Raw genomic sequence first — 21,527 nt, 5'->3', positions numbered from 1 at the left:
CAACCGGGCCGACCACCGGTCGTGAGGCTAACCTAACGCGAGAATTGTGAAAATTGTGTGGTGATACTTCCGGGTGCCCGAAATGGCCCGAATCATGGCTCGGCAGTCGCTCGTTGCAGCTCGAGTACCCGGTTGCGGCCCTGCTCGGCGACCAGGTAGTGGCCCGGGGATGCCTCGACAATGGTCTGGGGAGAGCGCAGGTGGGACAGCACGACGTTCAAGTCGCCTTGGGCGTCGAGCAGCAGCACGCGGGCCATGTGGGTGGCGTCTTCGGTGATCCACAGACCCTCCCGGTTGCACAGCAGGAAGCCGGGTTCGCGCAGGCCATCGAGCACCACCGGGTCGGGACCGTCCGCCTGCAGCTGGCGGATCTGGCCGCGCGACTTCTCGGAATAGAACAGCCGACCATCCGGGCAGATGGTCACCGCTTCGGCTTCGTCCAGGCCGCTGCGCAGGGTCGTGACGCTGGTCGTCTCCGGGTCGTAGCGCAGCAGGTGGCCATTGCCGTGGAGGTCCTCGATGGCATAGAGGAAGTGGCCATCGGTCGCCAGGCCCTCGACGCTGTCGGCGCTGAACAGTTGCCGGGTGCCGTCGCCGCTCATCCAGGACACTGGGTGTTTGCCCTGTTCCTGGCTGAAGGCCACGCCACCGCGATAGGCAATCATGCCGTCGGGCTTGGACAGCCCGGACTCCACCGTGCGTAGTCCGTCGTCCGTCCCGCTGCGCAGGATCATGCCCTTGCCGTCTTGCATTTCCTGGCTGATGTAGAGGCCACCCTTGCCATCTGGCACCAGTGCGCTGACGCGCTCGATGGCATCCAGGTGCACCCGGTAGGTCCAGCCCGGCGCGGCGACGGCCGGGTAGAGGTGTCGCCAGGCGGGTGAGCTGGCGCCAACCAGCAGGAGCAGCGCGAAGCCCGCCAGCAGCCAGCGCGCGGCGCGTCTGTCGAACAAGGGGATGAGCCAATGCGATCGCGGGCGTGGGCGCTTGCCGATGGCTGAACGTCGAAGTGGAAAGGCGGTGGTTTCAGCGGTCATGGGAGCTCCGGCGCTCAAGGCACCTTGCGCAATACGTAGACCCGCAACATGGCGATGCCAGGCAAAAGGTCCAGGTGGGAAAGGATGTTGAAGCCGACGCTGCGGAACTCTGCTTCGATCTGTTCACGGCTCACTGCGCAGCGGGTGCGTTGCCGGCCGGCGGGATCGATCGGAGCCCGGCGCCTTTCCGAACGCTTGCGTCGCCAGGCCTGGTAGTTGCCGTCCACCCAGAGCGACAGGATCAGGGTGTCGCGGCTGACCCGATGGAACTCGCGCAGCATCGACAGGCGACGGTCCACGGTCTCTATCCGCTGCAGCAAACCCATGCAGAAGATCGAATCCACGGCGTTCTCGCCCAGGTCGATGGCGCCGGCGGAGATGGGCAATACGCAGATACGCTCGGCCATTTCCGCAGGTTTCGCGGAGTGGGGTTGCGCCAGCTGCCCGGCCGGATCATCGGCGGCGAGCACCAGGCGATTGGGGTGGCGGGTCAGCAGTGGCCAGAAGCGGCCGCTGCCGCACAGGTCGAGCATCAGGTTGGGCTCACCGGCAATGCGCAGCGCCTGGAGTGCCATGCGCTCCTCGCGCCAGGCCGCCAGCCTGCTGCCCACGCTTGCGCTGCGTGGGTGCGGCTGCGTCTCGGAGCGCTCTCGGTAGGTCGCGCGCGCGCTGTCCAGCTCGAAAGGCTTCGGCCGTGGTTGTGGCATGTACCGCAGCTCCATGTCTGGCGGAAAGAGTGGCCAATCTAGGGGGCGAGCTGTAATGGCGAGGTCAAAAGCCTGTGAAAAAAATGTCAACGCCAGTCGCCGAGGGTTACCGAGAAGCAGCTGCCCGACTCGGGGCTCGATTCCACCCGGACCTCCCAGCCCTGTTGCTGGCAGATGCGCTTGACCAGTGACAAGCCGAGCCCCAGGCCTTCGCCGCGCGCCTGCTGACCGCGCACGAAGCTGTGGAAGATGCGTTCCAGCTCCTCTTCCGGAATGCCCAGGCCACTGTCTTCCACGCGAAAGCCGTCCCCGCCCAGGATCAGCTTCACGCTACCCTGCTCGGTGTAATGCAGGGCATTGCGCAGCAGGTTGGACATCACCGTGCGCAGTTGCGGGGCTTCGTATCGGGTGGAGCCGGCGCCTTCGTCGATGAGGGTGAAGGCCAGGCCCTTGGCCTGGAACTGCGGTGCCCACAGGCGAACTTGCTCGGCGGCGAGGCTGGCCAGGGTGGCCTTGTCGGCGATACCGCCTTCCTCCTGGCCGGCCCGTGCCAGGCGCAGGAAGGTCTGCACCAGGTCGTGCATGTCGGCGCTGGCGCGAGCAATACGGACCACCTGGGCGCGTTCGCCGGCGGTCAGATGGGGGGCGCTGAGCAGCAGTTCGCAGGAGGTAGCGATCACCATCAGCGGGGTGCGCAGCTCGTGGCTGACATCGCTGGTGAACAGCCGCTCACGCTCCAGCGAGTGGCGCAGCTGGCCCAGGGTTTCATCGAAGGCCGCGGCCAGGCGTCCCACTTCGTCGTCCGGGTAGTCGGGCGCCAGACGGGGAGCCATGGGCAGCAACTGGTCACGATGGCGCACCTGCTGCGCCAGGCGTCGCACGGGCGCCATCACCCGGCGTGCCAGCAGGCGTCCCAGGCCCCAGGCGCCGAACACGCTGAGCAGGAAACCAGCCAGGACCACGTCGAACAGCGCCCGCTCGCGGGCCTCGAATTCGTGCTGCTCTTCCACCAGGACGTCTTCATGGCTGTCGTGGCTGCGCTTGAACACGTAGTAGGCCTCGTCGCCGTCCAGCACTTCCGAAAAGCCTTCTGGCAGACCGGTGAAGCGGGGCGGCAAGGCCGCGTGGCCGGTGTGGGAGCTGAAAAAGCGGGTGTTGGCGTCGATGTGGGCCGCCTGGTCGAGCTTGAGTTCTTCATTGATCGCGAAGTCCAGCTCTCGTCCCAGCTCCTCGGACACCAGGTGCTCTTCGATGAAGTGCACGATGGCGACTATCCCCAGGGAAAAGGTGCCACTGACGATCAGGGTCATCAGCACGAAGGCGAAGATGATCCGCCGCTCCAGTGGCTGTTTGCCTCCCATGGCGCCGACCTATCTCTTGGCGAGGGCCGCGCCATCGGCGCGGCAGGGGGCGAACAGGTCCAGGCCGCCCTTGTATTCCTCGGTTTGCACCTGCAGCAGGCCCAGTACCGAGTGGAAGAAGTTGTCCTGGCTCAGCGGCATGTCGCGCTCCTTGCCCAGGCAGCCGGTGTCCAGGGCGAAGTCCTTCCGGTAGCTGTCGGAGAACCAGCTGAGCATGGCGACGTGCTTCTGCTGGTCCGGGGCCAGCAGGTAGGGCGTGCCATGGAGGAAGAGGTTGTACTCGCCCAGTGATTCGCCGTGGTCGGCGATGTACACCATGGCCGTGTCGACCTTGTCCTGGTTCTTGCGCAAAAGGTCGATCAGATTCGACAGCACGTAGTCGGTATAGACCAGGGTGTTGTCGTAGGCATTGACGATGCTTTCCTGGCTGCAGTCGTTCAGGGCGTTGCTGGTACACACCGGGGTGAACTTCTCGAAGCGCTTGGGATAGCGCTTGGCATATTCCGGGCCATGGCTGCCCATCTGGTGCAGGACCAGCACCGAGTCATCCTTGAGCTGGTCGATATAGGCCTGCAGGCCCTTCAGCAGGATTTCGTCATGACACTCTCCGCCACTGCACAGTACGGGGTCCTTGCGGTGACTGAGGTCCTCCTGGGCAACCCGGTCGCAAGTGCCCTTGCAACCGGACTGGTTGTCGTGCCAGCTCACGGAGAGGCCGGCATGCTCCAGCACATCCAGCAGGCCCTCCTGGCTGCGGGCGCGGGCGGCGTCGTAGTCGGCGCGGCCCATGTTGGAGAACATGCAGGGCACCGAGACGGCGGTTTCGGTGCCGCAGGAGCGCACATTGGAGAAGGCGAGGATGCCTTGCTGGGCCTTGAGCAGGGGGGTGGTATCGCGCGGGTAGCCGAGGATGCCGAAGTTCTCCGCCCGCGCGCTTTCGCCGATCACCAACACGGTCAGCGACTTGCGCTGGTGGTCCTGCCAGGCCGGGGCCTTCCGGGCGTCCAGGCCGATCTGCCGCAGCGGCGCCTTGGCGACCGTCAGCTGCTCGCGCATATAGCCGTAGGAGGCGTTCAGGTAGTTGCTGGGCACCACCAGCAGGCGCAGCTCATGGTGGTTGCGGAACAGTGACGCCAGGCCCTGGTAGTTGGCCAGGGCCACCACGCCGAGCACGGCCACCGAACCGATGGCGAGCGCGAGTTTGCCGAGCAGTTCGCGGCGCAGCGGCTGGTGCCGCACCGGCAGCTTCCACAGCAGCCAGCTGGGCAGCACGCCCAGCAGCAGGATAAAAAGGAGCAGCTTGAAGGAGAGCAGGTCGCGCACTTCGTGGACGTCGGTTTCGGCGACGTTGCGCAGCATGTTGGCGTCGATGAGCACGCCGTACTGGCTCATGAAGTAGGCGACACCGGAGCTGGCCAGGAACAGGACGATCAGGACCGGCTTGAGCACCCAGCGGAAGGACACCAGCACCAGGACGAAGTTGAACGCGGCGAGCACCATCAGGCCGAAGGCCAGGCGCATCCCCAGGCCGCCGGCATCCGCCGGGACTATGGACGAGAGGTGTTGCCAGAGCGGGACGTTGTACAGCGAGAGCAGGAGCAGGCTGGTCAGGAGGGTGAGGCTTTCAGGACGAACCGAGATACGTTTGAACATGAACCAGGCGGCTCCCAATTGGAGTACCTATCCATCAAGGATAGGGCGCCGAGGATAGGAACGCCCGTATCAAACTTTCGTGAAAAAAACCTCGGGAAAATGTTGGGTTTGTGAAGGGAACGTTCGGGAAGCGGACCGGTGTCCTGCAGGGCAGGCCTGCGGCCTGCTTCGCGAGTGAACATCCACGCTCGTAGAACCTGGACTTGCCTGCACGTGCCCCCCCGTAGGGTGCGCCATGCGCACCGAGCGCGGAATCAACCCCTGCGCCGCGCTCAACCATTGGTGCGCGCGGCGCACCCTACCGGGTCGACTCCGTCGCTCTATCCAGACAACCTGAGTCGTCACAGGCAGAGCCGGTGACTCATGACCACGCCCTGAGGACGTGGTTTCCCAAGTTCAAAAGAATTCGCGCCTGCAGGGGGCGGGGAGACGGAAGCCCCGGCCGGTTCATCAAGGTCTTACTGCACCGCCACTTCCGGCAGGACGGGCACGTACTCCAGCTGCAGGCGCTCGCTGCTCCAGGCGCGGACCTGGTTGGTCAGCTCCAGGTCGTTGTTCAGCTTGCGGCCGTAGGAGGGGATGATCTCCTTCAGCCTGGCCTGCCACTCGGGGGTCTGGACCTCGTCCTTGAAGGTCTTCTCCAGGACGCTGAGCATGATCGGCGCGGCGGTGGAGGCGCCCGGCGAAGCGCCCAGCAGGGCGGCGATGCTGCCGTCGGCGGAGCTGACGACCTCGGTGCCGAACTGCAGGATGCCGCCCTTGTCGGCGTCTTTCTTGATCACCTGCACGCGCTGGCCGGCGGTCAGCAGCTCCCAGTCCTCGTCCTTCGCTTGCGGGAAGTACTCGCGCAGCTCGTGCATGCGATCGGCCTGGCTCAGCATCAGCTGGCCCATGAGGTAGGTGCTCAGCGGCAGGTTGTCGAGGCCGGCATGGGTCATCGGGCCGATGTTGTCGGTGGTCAGGGCGCTGAACATGTCCAGCAGCGAGCCGTTCTTCAGGAACTTGGTGGAGAAGGTGGCGAAGGGGCCGAACAGCAGCACCTTCTGGCCGTCGATCACGCGGGTATCCAGGTGCGGCACGGACATGGGCGGGGAGCCCACGGACGCCTTGCCGTAGAGCTTGGCCTGGTGCTGGGCCACCACTTCCGGGTTGCGGGTGACGAGGAACTGGCCGCCCACCGGGAAGCCGGCGTAACCCTCGGCTTCCGGGATGCCGGATTTCTGCAGCAGCTTGAGGGCGCCACCGCCGGCGCCGATGAAGACGAATTTGGCCTTGACGCTGGTTTCCGCTTCGCCGTTGCCGAGGTCGGCGACGGTGACCGTCCAGGTACCGTCGTCATTGCGCTGGATGTCGCGCACTTCGTGCTTGAGGTGCAGCTTGACCTTGTCATTGCGGGTCAGGGAATCGATCAGCTGGCGGGTTATTTCGCCGAAGTTGACGTCGGTACCGATGGCCATGCGGGTGGCGGCCACTTTCTGCTCGGCCGGGCGGCCTTCCATCGCCAGCGGCGCCCATTTGTTGATCTGCTCATGGTCCTCGGAGTACTCCATGCCACGGAACAGCGAGCTGTGCTGCAGGGCGGCGTGGCGCTTCTTGAGGAAGGCGATGTTGTCGTCGCCCCAGACGAAGCTCATGTGCGGAACACTGTTGATGAAGGACTTCGGGTTGCTCAGCACATTGCGCTCGACCTGATAGGCCCAGAACTGCTTGGAGATCTCGAAGGATTCGTTGATCTCGACCGCCTTGCTGATGTCGATGCCACCATCGGCGGTTTCCGGGGTGTAGTTCAGCTCGCAGAAGGCCGAGTGGCCGGTACCGGCGTTGTTCCAGGGGTTGGAGCTTTCTGCGGCGACCTGGTCCAGGCGTTCGTAGATGTCGATGGTCCAGTCCGGTTCCAGCTCGTTGAGGTAGGTGCCGAGGCTGGCGCTCATGATGCCGGCGCCGATCAGCAGCACGTCGACCGTCTTCTCCGGCTCTTCATGCTTGGCACAGCCGAGCACGGTGAGGCAGAGGAGCCCTAGGAGGAGTTTTTTCATGGGACCGTCCCTTTGCGTTTCTCGAAAAGGTCGGTGCGTAGGCAAGGGGCGTGCCGGATCTGTGAAATGTCCATGAAATAGCCATGTCGGCTCTTCTCGGGCCGGCCAACGCATGCGGGGTTGGCGAGAATCCGCCAAGAATGGACGCTTCAGGCGGCTTAGGCGGCGGATTTCCGCCACTGCTGCAGCGGAATCTCGATTTTCAGGGAAAGCGGCGGAGGGCGGACAAGCCCCGGTTCGCCGGATAAGCTCGAGCGCTACCTGTTCGATGGACTCGCCCCATGGTCACCACCTTGCCTTCCCTCAGCACGCCGCGACTGTTGCTGGAACCCCTGTGTCTGGAGGATGCAGAAGCGATCCAAGGCGTCTTCCCGCAGTGGGAGGTGGTGCGCTATCTGTCCTGCCAGGTGCCCTGGCCCTATCCCGAGGATGGCGCGCTGAGCTACCTGCGCGACGTCGCCTTGCCGGCCATGGCGGCCGGGCGCGAATGGCACTGGAGCATTCGCCCGCGCAGCGAGCGCGGGCGCCTGATCGGGCTGATCAATCTGCGCGAGGAGCCGGGCAACAACCGCGGTTTCTGGCTCGACCCGGCCTGGCAGGGGGAGGGCCTGGCGAGCGAGGCCGCCGAGGCGGTGACCCGCTACTGGTTCGAGGTGCTCGGCCGGCCGTTGATGCGGGTGCCCAAGGCCGCGGCCAACCTGGCGTCCCGGCGGATCTCCGAGCGCAGCGGCATGCGCCTGGTGGCGACGGAGGAGCGCGACTACGTCTCCGGCCGCCTCAGCACGGAAGTCTGGGAGCTGACACGGGAGGAGTGGCTGGCGCAGCAGCGCCCCTCGACCGACCGCTGACACAGCCTTGCCGTTGCGAGCCGCGGGTCAGGGCTTGCGGTCGACCCGGAAGCGGCAGACCTGGCCGTGGCGGAGCATGCATTCGAGGTGTTCGACCTGGCCGCCGCCGAGGGTGCCGATCAGCGCCAGGTCGAGTTCGCAGACTTCCGGGTGGGCTGCCGCCAGGTGATGGAAGACGCAGTTGTGCGCGACGATCTCCGGCTCGCCGGAGGAGCGGAAGAAGACTTCCGCCTCGTAGCCGGCCTGGTTCATGTGCTGGACGATACGTGCCTCGTCCACCACCTGCGCTTCCATGTCGGTGGCCAGCTTGCGGCCCAGGGTGCGCATCAGGCGCAGCAGGGCATCGCGGCCGATGATGGCGGCGACTTCGTCGATCAGCAGGTCGGCGAGCAACTGGTACTGCCGGGGAAACAGCTCGCGTCCGTGCGAGCTGAGCAGGTAGAGCTGCTCGGGGCGGCGGCCGGTGGGCCGCGTTTCGCCCCGCAGGATCAGCCCGTCACGCTCCAGCGCGGCCAGGTGCTGGCGGATCGCCGTACGGGTCACCGCCAGGTGGCCGGCCAGCTCGTCGATGCTCATGCCGCCCGGCTGGTAGAGCAGGGCCCCGAGCAGGTCCTGCTGGGTTCGTCCCATTCCTTGAAGCATTCGACTACCTCGCAAGGCCCTGCGGCCGGTTTCAGAACTTGTCCGGGAACTGCTTGACCAGCGCCGCTGTGAGGGTGTCGGCCAGCACCAGCATATGTTTGCGCATGGCTTCCCAGGTATTCGCTTCACCGGCGAAATCCCCTTTGCTCAACTGGTCGACCTGCGCCACGTGGTGCCCGCCATGGGCACTGAGCATGTTGACCAGGGCGTCTTCCGGCAGGTTGGGGTTGGCACTGGACAGGAACTTGGCGATGCCCTTGGCATTGCGGGTCAGGTCGCTGACTGCTGCTTTCTTGCCATCGGCATCCTTGGCCACGCTGGCATCGCTGTAGTGCTTCACGGCGCTCCAGTGACCGGCCAGCAATTCCAGCAGCTGGTCCGCCGCCGGCTGGCCGTAGAGCGGAGCGATGCTGTTGGCGATGGCCTTGGCGTTGCTCACCACGCTGGTGGCGGCGGCTTCAGCCTGTTTTTTCTGCCCATCCTGGTTGGCGATGGCGTAGCTCCTGACCCAGAAGATGTGCTCCACCCAGAGGTCGCGCAGCGCCAGGCGGGTGGTCAGTGCGGCGCTGTCGGCGGTGGCCTTGGCCGGCTCCTGCGCGGCCTGGGTCCAGAGGGGTTGGGCGAGCGTGACAAGCAGCAGTAAAGCCAGTGTCCGGAGTTTCATGACGGAATCCTCGCATGGCGGAAAGTCCTACAAAATCAATTAAAGCATAAAAAAATGCCATTATTGGTTTTTTCAGGAAATTCGCCGAACGGCCGCGCTACTGCTTCTTGTGCAGCCAGCTGAGGAAGCCGCCTTTCTTGATCGCCTGGGGTTTCTGCAGCAGCAGCGAACGGCTGGCCTGTTCGCGGAAGCTGCGCAGCCGGGTGAGGGCGGCGCGGACTTCCACGCGCTCGTCCAGGCAGGTACGGATGGCCTCTTTCTCGATGCGGTAGAGCACGCAGGAGGTGAGGGCGGTGAACTGCGCCTGGGACGGCGCGTCGCCCGCGATGCCTTCTTCGCCGAGGATCTCCCCCGGCCCCATGCGGCCCGCCTCGAGCATGCCGGCGCCGTCCGGCACCGCCGCCGAGACCACGCCGGTGCCGATCACCAGCAGGCCGTCTGACACCTCGCCGAAGCCGAGCACCACCTGCCCGGCGGAAAAGGCCAGGGGCGACATCAGCTGGCTGAGGTTGTCCTTTTCCTCGTGGCTGAGTGCGCGGAAGACTTTCACCTCCTCCAGCAGCAGGCGCGGGCGCGACCAGGGTTGGGGCGCGGCGTCGCTGCTGAAGGCGATGCCGGCGGCTTCCAGGTGGCGGTGCGCCAGGTCGTACATCAGGTTGCGGATCTCGGTCTTGTTCTCGCCGGTGCGGATGAAGCCGCTGGCCTCGTATTCCATGGATTCCAGGTCCGAGCCCTTGATCGCCACCTTGGGTTTTGGCGAGGGGAGCAGGGCGCTGATGCCTTGCACCGTCTTCTCCAGGGCATCCAGCACCCGCCGCGGGCGTACCTGTGTGGCGACCTTGAGGCTGATGGACACGCCCGTCAGGTCGTTGGGGCGGCTGAAGTTGTGCACCTTGGTCTTGGCCGCCACCGAGTTGGGGATCACCACCGTGCTGCCCTGGCTGGTGAGCAGGTGGGTGGCGCGCCAGTCGATCTCCACCACCTTGCCTTCGGTGCCGTCGATGGAGATCACGTCATCCAGCTGGTAGGGCTTGGTGGTGTTCAGGACGATGCCGGAAAACACGTCACTGAGGGTGCTCTGCAGCGCCAGGCCGATGACGATGGCCATGATCCCGGAAGTGGCCAGCAGGCCCTTCACCGGCAGCTGCATCACATAGGCCGCCGCGGCGACCACCGCCACCAGGAAGATCACTGCACCCAGCAGGTCCTGCAGCAGCCGGCCGGCATGGCCGATGCGCGGCATCAGCAGGCCGAGCACCACCGTCAGGGTGCGCGCGCAGAACAGCCACCAGACGATTTCCAGCACGGTGGCCACCAGGTTGAGGGTGCTGTCCGGCCAGGGCGGGGGCTGCAGCGGGTTCATCCCGGCGTCGATGATCACCGCGCTGTAGAGAAGGAACAGGCCCAGGCGGCCGCACACCCGCCAGGTCCGGTGTTCGGCGGGAATGAAGCGCCAGGCGAGCAGATCGAGCAGCAACAGGGCGACGCCGAATACCAAGGGGTGGTTCTGGATGAATGCGAGCATGAATTCCCTTCCGCGAGATGGCCTGCATCACGTTAGCAGAGCGCCGCACCCAGGCGGTATGGGCCGGTTGGCCGAAGGGTTGCGCCATTTCCCCGGAAACGGAGTCAGAGCAGTTGGAGCACCTCGAACGTACCGAAGAGGGTCAGATGGCCAAGTTCGTTCCAAGGATCGCGCTGGCACTCGGCGCGTTCAGTCTTCATGCCGCAGTTCTGGCCTGTCCGCCGGGGCAGTACGAGGTCTGCGTGACCTCCTGCATCTGCCTGCCCGATGCCAGGGAGGTGATAGGGCCGTTGCCCGGCGAGGTCACCCAGGTGGCGGCCGACGCCTTGCAGCAGTGGCTGGTGCAATCCCGCGCGGCTGCGGCCGCTGCGGGAACCGAGGCTATTCCGCCCGAGATCAGGCGCCAGTTGCTGCCTTATTACGATGCCGCGCTGCTGGACGCGGTGCGTTACCGGATCGGCGACAGCAGCGAGCTCAGTGCCGCCAGCGCCATGCTGCAGAACCCGGATATCAAGGCCGTTACCCTTGTCGACATCATCGTCTTCCGCTTCCCCGAGGGCGCCACGGAGGATCTGGCGCTTTGGGCCCATGAGCTCCGGCATGTGCAGCAGTACCGGGAATGGGGCGTGGAGGAGTTCGCGGCGCGCTACACCCGCGACCCGGACAGCGTGGAAGGACCGGCCTACGAGATGCAGTTCAGGGTGGCGAAGGAGTTGCGGGGGAAGGGGACGTAATGGCGAAGCTCGTCGGATGGTCGGGAGGACAGCCCTGCGGTCTGCTCAGCGATTGAAATCGCCCCCGCAGGAAGAACGGTTCCCTTTGCATTTCCCAAAAAGAAAGAAGGCGCCACAAGTGGCGCCTTCTGCCTGTCGAGGGGATGCATACATCGTGATTGCCTGCCTCTGGTTGCCTCGGGATCAGCTGATGCGGTTGGCGCCAGTGCGGTCGGAACCACCTTCAGCGACATCGAAGCCCTTGGTTCGGTCGGAACCACCTTCGGCTACGTCGAAGCCCTTGGTGCGGTCGGAACCACCTTCAGCGACATCGAAGCCCTTGGTGCGGTCGGAGCCGCCTTCGGCTACGTCGAAGCCCTTGGTGCGGTCGGAACCGCCTTCAGCGACGTCGAAGCCCTTGGTGCGGTCGGAGCCGCCTTCGGCTACGTCGAAGCCCTTGGTGCGGTCGGAGCCGCCTTCAGCTACGTCGAAGCCCTTGGTGCGGTCGGAACCACCTTCGGCTACACGCAGGGACTCGGAACGTTCGGCACCGCTTTCAGCGATACGGTTGGCGCCAGTGCGATCGGCACCGCCTTCGGCTACGCGGTGGATGCTGGTGTGATCGGAGCCACCCTCCGCGACGGACAGCGCAAAAGCAGAGGCGGACAGGCTGGCGATGAACAGGCTGGCAAGGATTTGCTTTTTCATTTTGGGCACCTCGGTGAAGGGGGTTGGAATTCGTCTACGGGGCCCATGTTACTGATGTAATTTCGATCAAGAAGTGATGCTGCGTGATGATTGCTATCGATGCCAGTGATACTTGGGTGTGGTCTTTTAAAAACAATAAGTTAGAAAGAAAATAAGAGCACCTTTACGCAAAATGGAAAGGTTTTTCCTTTGAATTGGCATAATCGATTTATTCGATTTATTTGGGCGATAGGCCCAGTCCATCGCTTGCTGCAGGGCGGAAATTTCCCTTGAAGCGAGGTCTGGGGATTCGCTGAAATCCGCGTAATAGAGCCTCTTCTGCACTGTTCGCGTTTCGCAAACACTGTTGTCGCCTGCCCTGGAATTGTTGGCCGGCGGCCCTGCTCGTAACGTTCACTTCACCCACTACAACAACAAACGGTGAATGAGATGAGCACTGCCGCGTTCCGTACTGTCTTCGGCTCGCTCGAGGACCATCGCAAGGGTTCGATCGAGATCATCCAGGGCGAAGCCCGCCACTACGCCTTCTCCAACATCTTCGAGGTCGCCGCAAAGTCCGCCCCCTATGAAAAGGTGGTGGTCGGCCTGAACCTCGGCTACGTCATCGAGACCCTGCGCGCCGAAGGCCAGTCCCCCTGGTTCACCTGCGCCCACGACGAGTTCGCGATTTCCGTGGACGGCGAACTGCGGGTGGATTTCCTCAAGCTCGACCAGCCGCTGACCGAAGGCGAGGGCACCCGGCTGGCGGGGGATCAGCCCAAGGGGCGCCCCATGGGCTACGTGCTGCTGAAGGGCGGCCACCAGGCGCTGCTGCCGGCTGGCTGCGCCTACCGCTTCGAGAGCGCGCGCCCCGGCGTATTGCTGCTGCAGACCATCAAGGGACCGCTGTCGGTGGAGAAGTGGGCAGACATCTGCCTGAAGTGACAGCCCCGACCGACAACCAGAACAAGAGGACATCCACCATGGCCATGCTCGAAACCCTCGACACCTCCGCCAGCTTCGCCGCCGATGAAGTCGAAGCCAGCCTGCCCGATACCGTTACCGGCTACCGCACCTTCAAGCTGGGCGCCTTCACCCTGTCCCGCGACGAGTACTTCGTGCGCATCCAGTGGCCGGCCAAGGGCCAGGAGCGTTCGCACCTGATCCCCGCCGACGCCTTCCTGCGCGCCACCATGCGCGACGTGGCCTGGGGCTTCTTCTACGGCTGGGTGAACTTCGACGAGGTGATCGGCACCCGCAACCACTACGGCAAGGTCGACCTCTACGCCGGCACCTTCAATGGTGTGCTGCGCGAGGCGGGCGTCGACTACACCGAGCAGTTCGAGACGCCGAAGATCATGGCTACCTTCAAGGCCATCCTGCGCGACTGGACCAACGCCGGCTTCGACCCCTTCGCCGCGCCGGAAGAAACCGGCAGCGCCTTCGGCCGCAAGAATGGTGACAATATCGAGGCCATCGAGCGCTTCCGCGTGGCCACCCGGCGCATGCCCGGCCTGCCGGACGACTCGCCGCTGCGCAACGACCTGCCGGTGAACCGCCAGTTCGCCGACGTGCCCCAGGACGAACCGGAAGTCCACGCCGCCGAGGGCTTCGAAGGTGAGCTGCACGCCTTCAACCTGTACAAGTACCTGTCCCGCTCCGACGTGACCTGGAACCCCTCGGTCAGCTCGGTGTGCAAGGCCAGCCTGTTCTGCCCGACCACCGAGGAGTTCATCCTGCCGGTGTTCCACGGCAATGACCGCGTGGAGTGGTTCCTGCAGCTGTCTGACGAAATCATCTGGGACGTGGCCGACAAGGACGATGGCGCACCGCGCGCGCGCATCACCATGCGCCCGGGCGATATCTGCGCGATGCCGGCGGACATCCGCCACCAGGGCTACTCCACCAAGCGCTCCATGCTGCTGGTCTGGGAGAACGCCACGCCGAACCTGCCGCAGCGCTACGAGAGCGGTGAGCTCCCGCCGTATCCGGTCGAGTTCTGAGGTCGCCACACCCCTCTCCCTAGCCCTCTCCCCGGAGGGGAGAGGGGACTAATCCATCTCACACAGACGTCGCGGTTCGCTGCGGCGCCCGGAGAGCTTTTCCATGCAGAACCAACTCTTCATCGACGGCCGCTTCGTTCCGGCCTTGAAGGGCGGGACCATCGACGTCCTGTCGCCCCACGATGGCTCGCTGATCACCCGGATCGCCGCCGCCGAAGCCGAGGACGTCGACCTGGCGGTGGCTGCCGCCAAACGTGCCTTTCCGGCCTGGGCCGCGCTGTCCGGCGCCGAGCGCGGGCGCCTGCTGCTGAAGCTGGCGGACAAGATCGAGGAGCATCTCGAGGAACTGGCGCAGCTGGAGTCGCTGGATACCGGCCACCCGATCCGCGACTCGCGCAACCTCGACGTGCCGCGCACCGCCGCCTGCTTCCGCTATTTCGGCGGCATGGCCGACAAGATCGAGGGCTCGGTGATCCCGGTGGAAACCGGCTTCCTCAACTATGTGCAGCGCAAGCCCATCGGCGTGGTCGGGCAGATCGTGCCGTGGAATTTCCCGCTGATGTTCACCAGCTGGAAGATGGGCCCGGCCCTGGCCGCCGGCAACACGGTGGTGATCAAGCCGTCGGAGATCACCCCGCTGTCCACCCTGCGCATCGCCGAGCTGATGAAGGAAGTGGGCTTTCCCGATGGCGTGGTCAACGTGGTGCCGGGCTACGGCCATACCGCCGGCCAGCGCCTTGCCGAGCACGAGGACGTGGGCAAGATCGCCTTCACCGGCTCCACCGCCACCGGCCGGCGCATAGTCGAGGCCTCCCAGGGCAACCTCAAGCGCGTGCAACTGGAGCTGGGCGGGAAGGGCGCCAACATCGTCTTCGAGGACGCCAACCTCGACGCCGCCGTGAATGGCGCCGCCTGGGCCATCTTCCATAACCAGGGCCAGGCCTGCATCGCCGGTTCGCGGTTGATCCTGCACGAGCGCATCGCCGACGAGTTCCTTGAACGCTTCATCGGCCTGGCGCGTTCCATCCGCCTGGGCAGCCCGCTGGACCCGGACACCGAGATGGGCCCGCTGACCTCCGCCCAGCACCGTGACCGCGTGCTGGCCTACGTGGACATCGCTCGCGAGCAGGGCGGCCGCATCCTCTCTGGCGGCAAGGCGCCGACGGACCCGGCCCTGGCCGATGGCTACTACATCGAGCCGACGGTGGTGGAAGCCCAGCCGCATCACCGCGTCGCCCAGGAAGAGGTATTCGGCCCCTTCGTCACCGTGCTGCGCTTCTCCACGGACGAGGAGGCCCTGGCCATCGCCAACGGCACCCAGTACGGCCTCGGCAGCGGCCTCTGGACCCGCGACCTGCAGCGTGCCCATCGCATGGCGGCGCACATCCAGGCCGGCATGTGCTGGATCAACTGCTACAAGCGCGTCAGCCCCGGCAGCCCTTTCGGAGGCGTCGGCCAGTCCGGCTACGGCCGCGAAATGGGCTTCGAGGCCATCCATGACTACACCGAGGCCCGCTCCGTGTGGGTCAACGTGGACGCCAAGATCCCGCCCCACTTCAAGCGCTGAGGTCGACCATGAACCCCTTCATCTATCAGGGCCTGGCCTCCCGCGTGGTATTCGGCTGGGGCAAGCTGGAATCCCTCGCCGAGGAGCTGGACAAGCTCGGCGCCCGCCGCGCGCTGATCCTCACCACCCCCGAGCAGCGCCACCTGGGCGAGCGGGTGGCGGGCATCCTCGGCGAGCGCGCCGCCGGGGTCTATCCGCAGGCGGTGATGCATGTGCCGGTCGAGGTGGCCCGCGCCGCCCGCGCCGAGGCGGCAAGGCTCGACGCCGATTGCTGCGTGGCGATTGGCGGCGGCTCCACCATCGGCCTGGGCAAGGCCATCGCCCTGGAGTCCGGGCTGCCGATCCTGGCGGTGCCGACCACCTACGCCGGCTCCGAGATGACGCCGATCTACGGCCTCACCGAGAACCGCCTGAAGAAGACAGGCCGCGACTTCCGCGTATTGCCGAAGACCGTCGTCTACGACCCGCAGCTGACCCTGAGCCTGCCGGTGGCCATTTCCGCCTGCTCGGGCATGAACGCCATGGCCCACGCGGTGGAAGCGCTCTACGCCCAGGACGCCAATCCCATCATCGGCCTGATGGCCGAAGAGTCCATCCGCGCCCTGGCCGAAGCCCTGCCCGGGGTGGTGACCAACCCGCTGGACGCCGAAGCCCGCAGCCGCGCCCTCTATGGCGCCTGGCTCGCCGGCATCTGCCTGGGCTCGGTGGGGATGGCCATCCACCACAAGCTCTGCCACACCCTGGGCGGCACCTTCAACCTGCCACACGCCCAGGCCCACGCCGTGGTGTTGCCCCATGCGGCCCACTACAACCGCGAAGCCGCCGCCGAACCCCTGCGCCGTGCCGCCCGCGCCCTGGGGGGACGGGAAGCGGAGGAGGTGGGGCCGTTGCTCTTCGCCCTCAACCGCAAGCTGGGCATTCCGGCCTCCCTGGCGGAAATCGGCCTGCCCAAGGAGGGCCCGGCGGAAACCGCGGAGATCGCCTGCTCCAGCCCCTACTACAACCCGCGCCCCTTCGAGCGCGACGCCATCGAAGCCCTGCTGCTCCGCGCCTGGCAGGGGCTGCCACCGACATGACTCCTTCTCGTAGGGTGCGCTGTGCGCACCGATGCCTCCGTGCGGGATTTTCCGTGCGCACGGCGCACCCTACGGTCGATTCGAACCGAGACCCACGGGAATAAGAGATGAACGATATCCCGCCCAACGAAGCGAAAATCTCCGCCCAGGCCGTCGCCGCCTTCGGCAATACGCCCACCCCGCGCCTGCGCCAGGTCCTGCAGGGGCTGGTGCGCCACCTGCACGCCTTCGCCAGCGAGGTGGAGCTGAGCGAGGAAGAGTGGCTGGAAGGCATCCGCTTTCTCACCGACACCGGCAGGATGTGCGATGGCGTGGTGCGCCAGGAATTCATCCTGCTGTCGGATGTGCTTGGCCTGTCCATGCTGGTGGACGCCATCAACCACCGGGCCGCCAAGGCCGCCACCGAGACCACGGTGTTCGGTCCCTTCTACATTGCCGGCATGCCCGAACGCGGCCAGGGCGAGAACATGGCCTTCACCCCTGGCGAGCCGGCCCTGGTGCTGGGCCGGGTGCTGGATACCGACGGCGAGCCCATCGCCAACACTGTGCTGGACGTCTGGCAGACCGCCGAGAACGGCATGTATTCCGGCCAGGACACGGAGCAGCCGTTGAGCAACCTGCGCGGCCGCTACCGCACGGATGAGGAAGGTCGCTTCGCCATCCGCACCATAGTCCCGGTGAGCTATCCCATCCCCACCGACGGTCCGGTCGGCCGCCTGCTGCAGGCCAGCGATCGCCACCCCTGGCGCCCGGCGCACCTGCACTTCATGGTCATGGCCGAAGGCCGCCGCACCCTGGTCACCCACCTGTTCAACCATGACGACCCTTACCTGGAGTCGGACGTGGTGTTCGGCGTGAAGGATTCCCTCAAGGTGGTCTACCAGCGTTGCCAGGCGGACCATCCGCTGGCGGAGCGGTATGACTTCGACGGACCGTTCCGCCTGGCCGCCTACGACTTCGTGCTGGAGCGGGCATGAGCCAGTACTTCGCCGTCTTCGCCACCGACAAGCCGGATAGGCTGGCGCTACGCAACCAGGTGCGTCCGGCCCATCGCGAGCACCTGCGCAATCCCTATCCGCACCGGGTGGTGGTGCGCCTGGGCGGCCCCACCCTGGACTCCGGCAACGGCTATATGAACGGCACCCTGCTGGTGGTGGAGGCCATGAGCCTGGCGGATGTGCAGGCCTTTCTCGGCGACGATCCCTACGTGCGCGCCGGGTTGTTCGAACAGATCGAGATCCGTCCCTGGAACTGGGGGCTGGGCAATCCGGAGCTGCGTGGATGAGCGGGCTCTGCGAGCTGGCCGCCATCGCCGATGGCGGTGCCCTGGCCCTGGAGGCCGAGCTGGAAGGTCACGCCCAGTCTGTGGTGCTGGTGCGCCGGGGCGAGGAGGTATGGGGCTATCGCAACCGTTGCCCGCATTTCTCCGTGCCCCTGGACTACCGGCCCGGCGAGTTCTGCACCTACCGTGGCCAGGTGCTGATGTGCGCCCATCACAGCGCCATGTTTCGCTTCGAGGATGGGCACTGCATCGAAGGCCCCTGCGAAGGCAGCCGGCTGGAGGCGGTGCCGGTGAAAGTGGTGGAGGGGAGGGTGGTGCTGGTGCGATGATGCTTTGGTGCTGCTCTTGTTGTGGGGGCGATTTCAATCGCTATGCGGACCGAAGGTTCGCCCTTGGGCCTCCCAGGGGCAGCTGCGCTGCCCTCAGCGAATGAATTCGCCCCCACAAGGGTTCGCAGGGCAGCTACCTGTCTTAACGAATGCCAATGCCCAAATCCGCCTAACCTGCAATAAAGGCTCATCGCCCCTCACTGGCAGCCAGAGATGAACCTGTTCGAAGACATGCGGGTATTTGTAGTCGTGGTCGAGGCCGGTGGCTTTTCGGCGGCGGCTCAGCGGCTGAACATCGCCAAATCGGTGGTCAGCCGGCGCATGAGCGCCCTGGAACGGCACCTGGAGTGCCGGCTGTTCAATCGCACCACGCGGCGGCTCAGCCTGACCGAAACCGGCCTGGACTATTTCGAGCGCACCCAGCGCATCCTCCTCGACCTGGCCGAGGCCGAAGAAGCCACCCGCAGCCTGCAGAGCGAACTGCGGGGGCGGCTGCGGCTGGCAGCGCCCATGTCCTTCGGCCTCAAGTATCTGTCGCCGGCGCTCAACCAGTTCATGCAGGCCCATCCCGGCCTGGAAGTGGAACTGGACCTCAACGACCGCTATGTGGACCTGGTCAACGAGGGCTACGACATCACCCTGCGCATCGGCCGGCTGAGCGATTCGACCCTGGTCGCCCGCGAGCTGGGGCCCTGTCCTCATGCCGTCTGCGCCAGCCCCGGCTACCTCGCGGCCCATGGCCGGCCCACGGTGCCCGACGACCTGCGCGAGCACGTCTGCCTGGGGTACAAGAACCGCGCCAACAGCAGCCAGTGGCAGTTCCTCATGGGCCGAGAATGGCGCTCGGTGGCGATACGACCGCGATTGATGGCGAACAATGGTGAGGTGCTGGTGCAGGCCGCGGTGGATGGCCTGGGGCTGGTGTCGCTGCCACGCTTCCTGCTGGCGGAGAGCCTGGCCAACGGCCGGCTGGTGGAGGTCCTGCAGGAGTACCCGCTGCCCAGCTCGCAGATCTACGCCGTGTGCCCGCCGGGGCGGCGGCTGCCGGTCAAGGTGCGGGCCTTTATCGATTTCCTGGTGGATCGATTCGCTCAACAGCCTGCAGCGGGTTAGGCTAATGGCACTTTTCAGAAGACGGATGCCGCAATGTCCACCGAGATCCATGCCCAGTTCGCCGAATCCCCCCTCAATGCCATCGAGGCCCGACTCCTCGGCAGCCTGATCGAGAAGCAGGCCACGACCCCGGAATCCTACCCGCTGACCCTCAACGCCCTGGTGCTGGCCTGCAACCAGAAGACCAGCCGCGAGCCGGTGATGAACGTCACTCCCGGCCAGGCCGGCCAGAGCCTGCGTGGCCTCGAGTCGCGTGGCCTGGTAAGGCTGGTGATGGGCAGCCGTGCCGACCGCTGGGAGCAGCGCACCGACAAGGCCCTGGAACTGGTGCAACCGCAGCTGATCCTGATCGGCCTGCTGCTCCTGCGCGGCCCGCAGACCCTCGGCGAGCTACTGACCCGCAGCAACCGCATGGCCGACTTCGACGACACGGAGCACGTCCGCCACCAGCTGGAGCGCCTGATCGGCCGGGGCCTGGCGGTGCTGCTGCCGCGCCAGGGTGGGCAGCGCGAGGACCGCTACATGCACCTGATGGGCGAGCCGGCCGACCTCGAGGCCCTGCTGGAAGCCCGCGCCAGCCAGCCGGAGCGTGGCGAATCCCGTGCTGCCGCCGATGCCCGTATCGAAGAACTGGAAGCCCGGGTCGCCGACCTGGAAGCGCGTCTGGCCAGGCTGGAAGATCGGGGCGAATGAGTCACGCCCGGGGCGCGCCGGCTGTCCGTCCGTGTCGCCCCGACGATTTCCCCGCGCAATGCGACCTGCGATCCTGTTGCAACCGTGAAACACCGCCCTGAGGTATCCATGAAGATCAGCTCGGACTTCGACAGCGGCAATATCGAAGTGATTGATGCCAGCAACCCGCAACAGGTGCTGCTGGCCATGCGCCCGGACCTGAAGAGTCACCACTTCCAGTGGTTCCACTTCAAGGTCGAGGGTCTCACCCCTGGCCAGCGCCACGCCTTCAGCCTGACCAATGCCGGGCAGTCCGCCTACAGCCATGCCTGGACCGGCTACAACGCCGCCGCCTCCTACGACCAGGTCCACTGGTTCCGCGTACCCAGCAGCTTCGACGACAAGGGCCTGCACTTCGCCCTGGAGCCGACCCACGAGCAGATCTGGTTCGCTTATTTCGAGCCCTACAGCCGCGCCCGCCACGAGTGGCTGGTCAGCGAGGCGCTGGACAAGGCCGGCGCCGAGGTGCTGGCCATCGGCAAGAGCATCGAGGGACGCGAGATCCCGCTGCTGCGCGTCAGCCGCAACCCCGACGCCCAGCGCAAGGTGTGGATCATCGCCCAGCAGCACCCCGGCGAGCACATGGCCGAGTGGTACATGGAAGGGGTGATCGACCGCCTTTCGCGCCGTGACGATGCCGAGATGGACGCGCTGCTGGCCAAGGCCGACCTCTACCTGGTGCCGAACATGAACCCCGACGGCGCCTTCCGCGGTCACCTGCGCACCAACGCCGCCGGCAAGGACCTCAACCGCGCCTGGCAGTCGGCCGACGACACCGAGACGCCCGAGGTGTTTTTCGTCCAGCAGCAGATGCGCAAGGTGGGCGTGGACCTCTTCCTCGATATCCATGGCGACGAGGAAATTCCCCACGTCTTCACCGCCGGCTGCGAAGGCAACCCCGGCTACACGCCGCGCCTGGAAGCCCTGGAAAGCGAGTTCCGCAAGCGCCTGGTGGACATGGGCGCGGAGTTCCAGACCGCCTTCGGCTACCCCCGCGACGAACCGGGCAAGGCCAATACCACCCTGGCCTGCAACGCCGTGGGCATGGCCTTCGACTGCCTGTCATTCACCATCGAGATGCCGTTCAAGGATCACGACGACAACCCGCACCCGCGCACGGCCTGGAACGGCGAGCGTTCCAAGCGCCTGGGCAAGGATGTGCTGTCGGTAGTGGCCGCGATGGTCGACAAGTTGCGCTGAGCGACACCCTGATACGCAACCGGCCCCTGATGGGGCCGGTTTCGTTTATGGCTGACGTTCTGTTTGTAGGTTGGGAAGAGCGCAGCGAAGCCCAACGCGGAGCCAGCCGGGATGTTGGGCTTCGCTTAGCTCAGCCGCAACCTACGGGATCGAGCAGACGCTTCCCTCCCACAACAATCAGCGGTGTGCAGGTTGGGAAGAGCGCAGCGAAGCCCAACGCGGAGCCGGCCGGGAATGTTGGGCTTCGCTTAGCTCAGCCGCAACCTACGGGATCGAGCAGACGCTTTGGCCCTCCCACAACAATCAGCGGTGTGCAGGTTGGGAAGAGCGCAGCGAAGCCCAACGCGGAGCC

21 protein-coding genes are annotated in these 21,527 nt (G+C 65.7%); 12 read left to right on the top strand and 9 right to left on the bottom strand.

Features of this window, described 5'->3' with window-relative positions:
- Nucleotides 1-92 precede the first annotated feature (92 nt).
- The 5 genes from E8F11_RS19355 to E8F11_RS19335 form a co-directional block, all read right to left on the bottom strand.
- Nucleotides 93-1,037 (bottom strand): hypothetical protein, encoded by a 945-nt coding sequence (locus E8F11_RS19355; protein ID WP_280290476.1) that lies wholly within the window; start codon nt 1,035-1,037, stop codon nt 93-95.
- 14 nt (nt 1,038-1,051) lie between these two features.
- The gene (locus tag E8F11_RS19350) at nt 1,052-1,744 is read right to left on the bottom strand and encodes a methyltransferase domain-containing protein (protein WP_280290475.1); all 693 of its coding nucleotides are present in this window, start codon (nt 1,742-1,744) and stop codon (nt 1,052-1,054) included.
- An 86-nt stretch (nt 1,745-1,830) separates the two neighbouring features.
- Nucleotides 1,831-3,105: a HAMP domain-containing sensor histidine kinase gene (locus tag E8F11_RS19345; RefSeq protein ID WP_280290474.1), complete on the bottom strand. Its 1,275-nt coding sequence runs from the start codon at nt 3,103-3,105 to the stop codon at nt 1,831-1,833.
- A 9-nt stretch (nt 3,106-3,114) separates the two neighbouring features.
- A complete protein-coding gene (locus tag E8F11_RS19340) occupies nt 3,115-4,758 on the bottom strand; it encodes a phosphoethanolamine--lipid A transferase (protein ID WP_280290473.1) in 1,644 nt (547 codons plus the stop codon).
- Between the two features lie 458 nt (nt 4,759-5,216).
- A complete protein-coding gene (locus E8F11_RS19335; protein WP_280290472.1) occupies nt 5,217-6,794 on the bottom strand; it encodes a malate:quinone oxidoreductase in 1,578 nt (525 codons plus the stop codon).
- A 281-nt stretch (nt 6,795-7,075) separates the two neighbouring features.
- On the opposite strand from E8F11_RS19335, the gene E8F11_RS19330 reads away from it, so the two are divergent.
- Nucleotides 7,076-7,642, top strand: coding sequence for a GNAT family N-acetyltransferase (locus E8F11_RS19330; protein WP_280290471.1), 567 nt, complete (start codon nt 7,076-7,078; stop codon nt 7,640-7,642).
- Nucleotides 7,643-7,669: 27 nt separating this feature from the next.
- Here E8F11_RS19330 and E8F11_RS19325 read toward each other — a convergent pair whose 3' ends face one another.
- The 3 genes from E8F11_RS19325 to E8F11_RS19315 all read right to left on the bottom strand — a co-directional run bounded on the left by E8F11_RS19325 (nt 7,670) and on the right by E8F11_RS19315 (nt 10,473).
- A complete protein-coding gene (locus tag E8F11_RS19325) occupies nt 7,670-8,284 on the bottom strand; it encodes an HTH domain-containing protein (protein WP_280290470.1) in 615 nt (204 codons plus the stop codon).
- A 31-nt stretch (nt 8,285-8,315) separates the two neighbouring features.
- Nucleotides 8,316-8,948, bottom strand: coding sequence for a hypothetical protein (locus E8F11_RS19320; RefSeq protein ID WP_280290469.1), 633 nt, complete (start codon nt 8,946-8,948; stop codon nt 8,316-8,318).
- 97 nt (nt 8,949-9,045) lie between these two features.
- Nucleotides 9,046-10,473, bottom strand: coding sequence for a mechanosensitive ion channel family protein (locus E8F11_RS19315; protein WP_280290468.1), 1,428 nt, complete (start codon nt 10,471-10,473; stop codon nt 9,046-9,048).
- 146 nt (nt 10,474-10,619) lie between these two features.
- On the opposite strand from E8F11_RS19315, the gene E8F11_RS19310 reads away from it, so the two are divergent.
- Nucleotides 10,620-11,207 (top strand): DUF4157 domain-containing protein, encoded by a 588-nt coding sequence (locus E8F11_RS19310; protein ID WP_280290467.1) that lies wholly within the window; start codon nt 10,620-10,622, stop codon nt 11,205-11,207.
- A 183-nt stretch (nt 11,208-11,390) separates the two neighbouring features.
- Here the strand turns inward: E8F11_RS19310 and E8F11_RS19305 are convergent, their stop codons facing one another.
- Nucleotides 11,391-11,894, bottom strand: a complete 504-nt coding sequence (locus E8F11_RS19305; RefSeq protein WP_280290466.1) for a hypothetical protein — start codon at nt 11,892-11,894, stop codon at nt 11,391-11,393.
- A gap of 429 nt (nt 11,895-12,323) precedes the next feature.
- On the opposite strand from E8F11_RS19305, the gene E8F11_RS19300 reads away from it, so the two are divergent.
- The 10 genes from E8F11_RS19300 to E8F11_RS19255 all read left to right on the top strand — a co-directional run bounded on the left by E8F11_RS19300 (nt 12,324) and on the right by E8F11_RS19255 (nt 21,175).
- Nucleotides 12,324-12,818, top strand: coding sequence for a hydroxyquinol 1,2-dioxygenase (locus E8F11_RS19300; RefSeq protein WP_280290465.1), 495 nt, complete (start codon nt 12,324-12,326; stop codon nt 12,816-12,818).
- 38 nt (nt 12,819-12,856) lie between these two features.
- A complete protein-coding gene (locus E8F11_RS19295) occupies nt 12,857-13,876 on the top strand; it encodes a hydroxyquinol 1,2-dioxygenase (protein WP_280290464.1) in 1,020 nt (339 codons plus the stop codon).
- Nucleotides 13,877-13,979: 103 nt separating this feature from the next.
- Entirely contained in the window at nt 13,980-15,443 is a 1,464-nt protein-coding gene (locus E8F11_RS19290) for an aldehyde dehydrogenase family protein (RefSeq protein WP_280290463.1), read from the top strand.
- 8 nt (nt 15,444-15,451) lie between these two features.
- Nucleotides 15,452-16,519 carry a maleylacetate reductase gene (locus E8F11_RS19285; protein ID WP_280290462.1) on the top strand — a complete coding sequence of 356 codons (1,068 nt, stop codon included), beginning with the start codon at nt 15,452-15,454 and terminating at the stop codon, nt 16,517-16,519.
- Between the two features lie 107 nt (nt 16,520-16,626).
- Nucleotides 16,627-17,496: an intradiol ring-cleavage dioxygenase gene (locus E8F11_RS19280; RefSeq protein WP_280290461.1), complete on the top strand. Its 870-nt coding sequence runs from the start codon at nt 16,627-16,629 to the stop codon at nt 17,494-17,496.
- Complete coding sequence (locus E8F11_RS19275; RefSeq protein WP_280290460.1) at nt 17,493-17,804, top strand: YciI family protein; 312 nt, start codon at nt 17,493-17,495, stop codon at nt 17,802-17,804. The genes E8F11_RS19280 and E8F11_RS19275 overlap by 4 nt, the downstream gene beginning before the upstream one ends.
- The gene (locus tag E8F11_RS19270) at nt 17,801-18,130 is read left to right on the top strand and encodes a Rieske 2Fe-2S domain-containing protein (protein WP_280290459.1); all 330 of its coding nucleotides are present in this window, start codon (nt 17,801-17,803) and stop codon (nt 18,128-18,130) included. The genes E8F11_RS19275 and E8F11_RS19270 overlap by 4 nt, the downstream gene beginning before the upstream one ends.
- Nucleotides 18,131-18,343: 213 nt before the next feature.
- Complete coding sequence (locus E8F11_RS19265; protein WP_280290458.1) at nt 18,344-19,243, top strand: LysR family transcriptional regulator; 900 nt, start codon at nt 18,344-18,346, stop codon at nt 19,241-19,243.
- 33 nt (nt 19,244-19,276) lie between these two features.
- Nucleotides 19,277-19,936 carry a DUF480 domain-containing protein gene (locus E8F11_RS19260; RefSeq protein ID WP_280290456.1) on the top strand — a complete coding sequence of 220 codons (660 nt, stop codon included), beginning with the start codon at nt 19,277-19,279 and terminating at the stop codon, nt 19,934-19,936.
- A 108-nt stretch (nt 19,937-20,044) separates the two neighbouring features.
- A complete protein-coding gene (locus tag E8F11_RS19255) occupies nt 20,045-21,175 on the top strand; it encodes a M14-type cytosolic carboxypeptidase (protein WP_280290455.1) in 1,131 nt (376 codons plus the stop codon).
- Nucleotides 21,176-21,527 lie beyond the last annotated feature (352 nt).

This window comes from Pseudomonas sp. BN417, from assembly GCF_029871205.1.
Classification (GTDB): domain Bacteria; phylum Pseudomonadota; class Gammaproteobacteria; order Pseudomonadales; family Pseudomonadaceae; genus Metapseudomonas.
The sequence above is the reverse complement of the archived record's forward strand: the minus strand, read 5'-3'. Positions and strand labels throughout refer to the sequence as shown.

Excerpts from the sequence above, each read along its gene's own strand:
- E8F11_RS19305 (WP_280290466.1), bottom strand. The coding sequence starts at position 11,894 with ATGAAAAAGCAAATCCTTGCCAGCCTGTTCATCGCCAGCCTGTCCGCC.
- E8F11_RS19330 (WP_280290471.1), top strand. The coding sequence starts at position 7,076 with ATGGTCACCACCTTGCCTTCCCTCAGCACGCCGCGACTGTTGCTGGAA.
- E8F11_RS19255 (WP_280290455.1), top strand. The coding sequence starts at position 20,045 with ATGAAGATCAGCTCGGACTTCGACAGCGGCAATATCGAAGTGATTGAT.
- E8F11_RS19320 (WP_280290469.1), bottom strand. The coding sequence starts at position 8,948 with ATGAAACTCCGGACACTGGCTTTACTGCTGCTTGTCACGCTCGCCCAA.
- E8F11_RS19315 (WP_280290468.1), bottom strand. The coding sequence starts at position 10,473 with ATGCTCGCATTCATCCAGAACCACCCCTTGGTATTCGGCGTCGCCCTG.
- E8F11_RS19260 (WP_280290456.1), top strand. The coding sequence starts at position 19,277 with ATGTCCACCGAGATCCATGCCCAGTTCGCCGAATCCCCCCTCAATGCC.
- E8F11_RS19300 (WP_280290465.1), top strand. The coding sequence starts at position 12,324 with ATGAGCACTGCCGCGTTCCGTACTGTCTTCGGCTCGCTCGAGGACCAT.
- E8F11_RS19295 (WP_280290464.1), top strand. The coding sequence starts at position 12,857 with ATGGCCATGCTCGAAACCCTCGACACCTCCGCCAGCTTCGCCGCCGAT.
- E8F11_RS19345 (WP_280290474.1), bottom strand. The coding sequence starts at position 3,105 with ATGGGAGGCAAACAGCCACTGGAGCGGCGGATCATCTTCGCCTTCGTG.
- E8F11_RS19325 (WP_280290470.1), bottom strand. The coding sequence starts at position 8,284 with ATGCTTCAAGGAATGGGACGAACCCAGCAGGACCTGCTCGGGGCCCTG.
- E8F11_RS19340 (WP_280290473.1), bottom strand. The coding sequence starts at position 4,758 with ATGTTCAAACGTATCTCGGTTCGTCCTGAAAGCCTCACCCTCCTGACC.
- E8F11_RS19355 (WP_280290476.1), bottom strand. The coding sequence starts at position 1,037 with ATGACCGCTGAAACCACCGCCTTTCCACTTCGACGTTCAGCCATCGGC.
- E8F11_RS19335 (WP_280290472.1), bottom strand. The coding sequence starts at position 6,794 with ATGAAAAAACTCCTCCTAGGGCTCCTCTGCCTCACCGTGCTCGGCTGT.
- E8F11_RS19265 (WP_280290458.1), top strand. The coding sequence starts at position 18,344 with ATGAACCTGTTCGAAGACATGCGGGTATTTGTAGTCGTGGTCGAGGCC.
- E8F11_RS19270 (WP_280290459.1), top strand. The coding sequence starts at position 17,801 with ATGAGCGGGCTCTGCGAGCTGGCCGCCATCGCCGATGGCGGTGCCCTG.
- E8F11_RS19310 (WP_280290467.1), top strand. The coding sequence starts at position 10,620 with ATGGCCAAGTTCGTTCCAAGGATCGCGCTGGCACTCGGCGCGTTCAGT.
- E8F11_RS19275 (WP_280290460.1), top strand. The coding sequence starts at position 17,493 with ATGAGCCAGTACTTCGCCGTCTTCGCCACCGACAAGCCGGATAGGCTG.
- E8F11_RS19280 (WP_280290461.1), top strand. The coding sequence starts at position 16,627 with ATGAACGATATCCCGCCCAACGAAGCGAAAATCTCCGCCCAGGCCGTC.
- E8F11_RS19285 (WP_280290462.1), top strand. The coding sequence starts at position 15,452 with ATGAACCCCTTCATCTATCAGGGCCTGGCCTCCCGCGTGGTATTCGGC.
- E8F11_RS19350 (WP_280290475.1), bottom strand. The coding sequence starts at position 1,744 with ATGCCACAACCACGGCCGAAGCCTTTCGAGCTGGACAGCGCGCGCGCG.
- E8F11_RS19290 (WP_280290463.1), top strand. The coding sequence starts at position 13,980 with ATGCAGAACCAACTCTTCATCGACGGCCGCTTCGTTCCGGCCTTGAAG.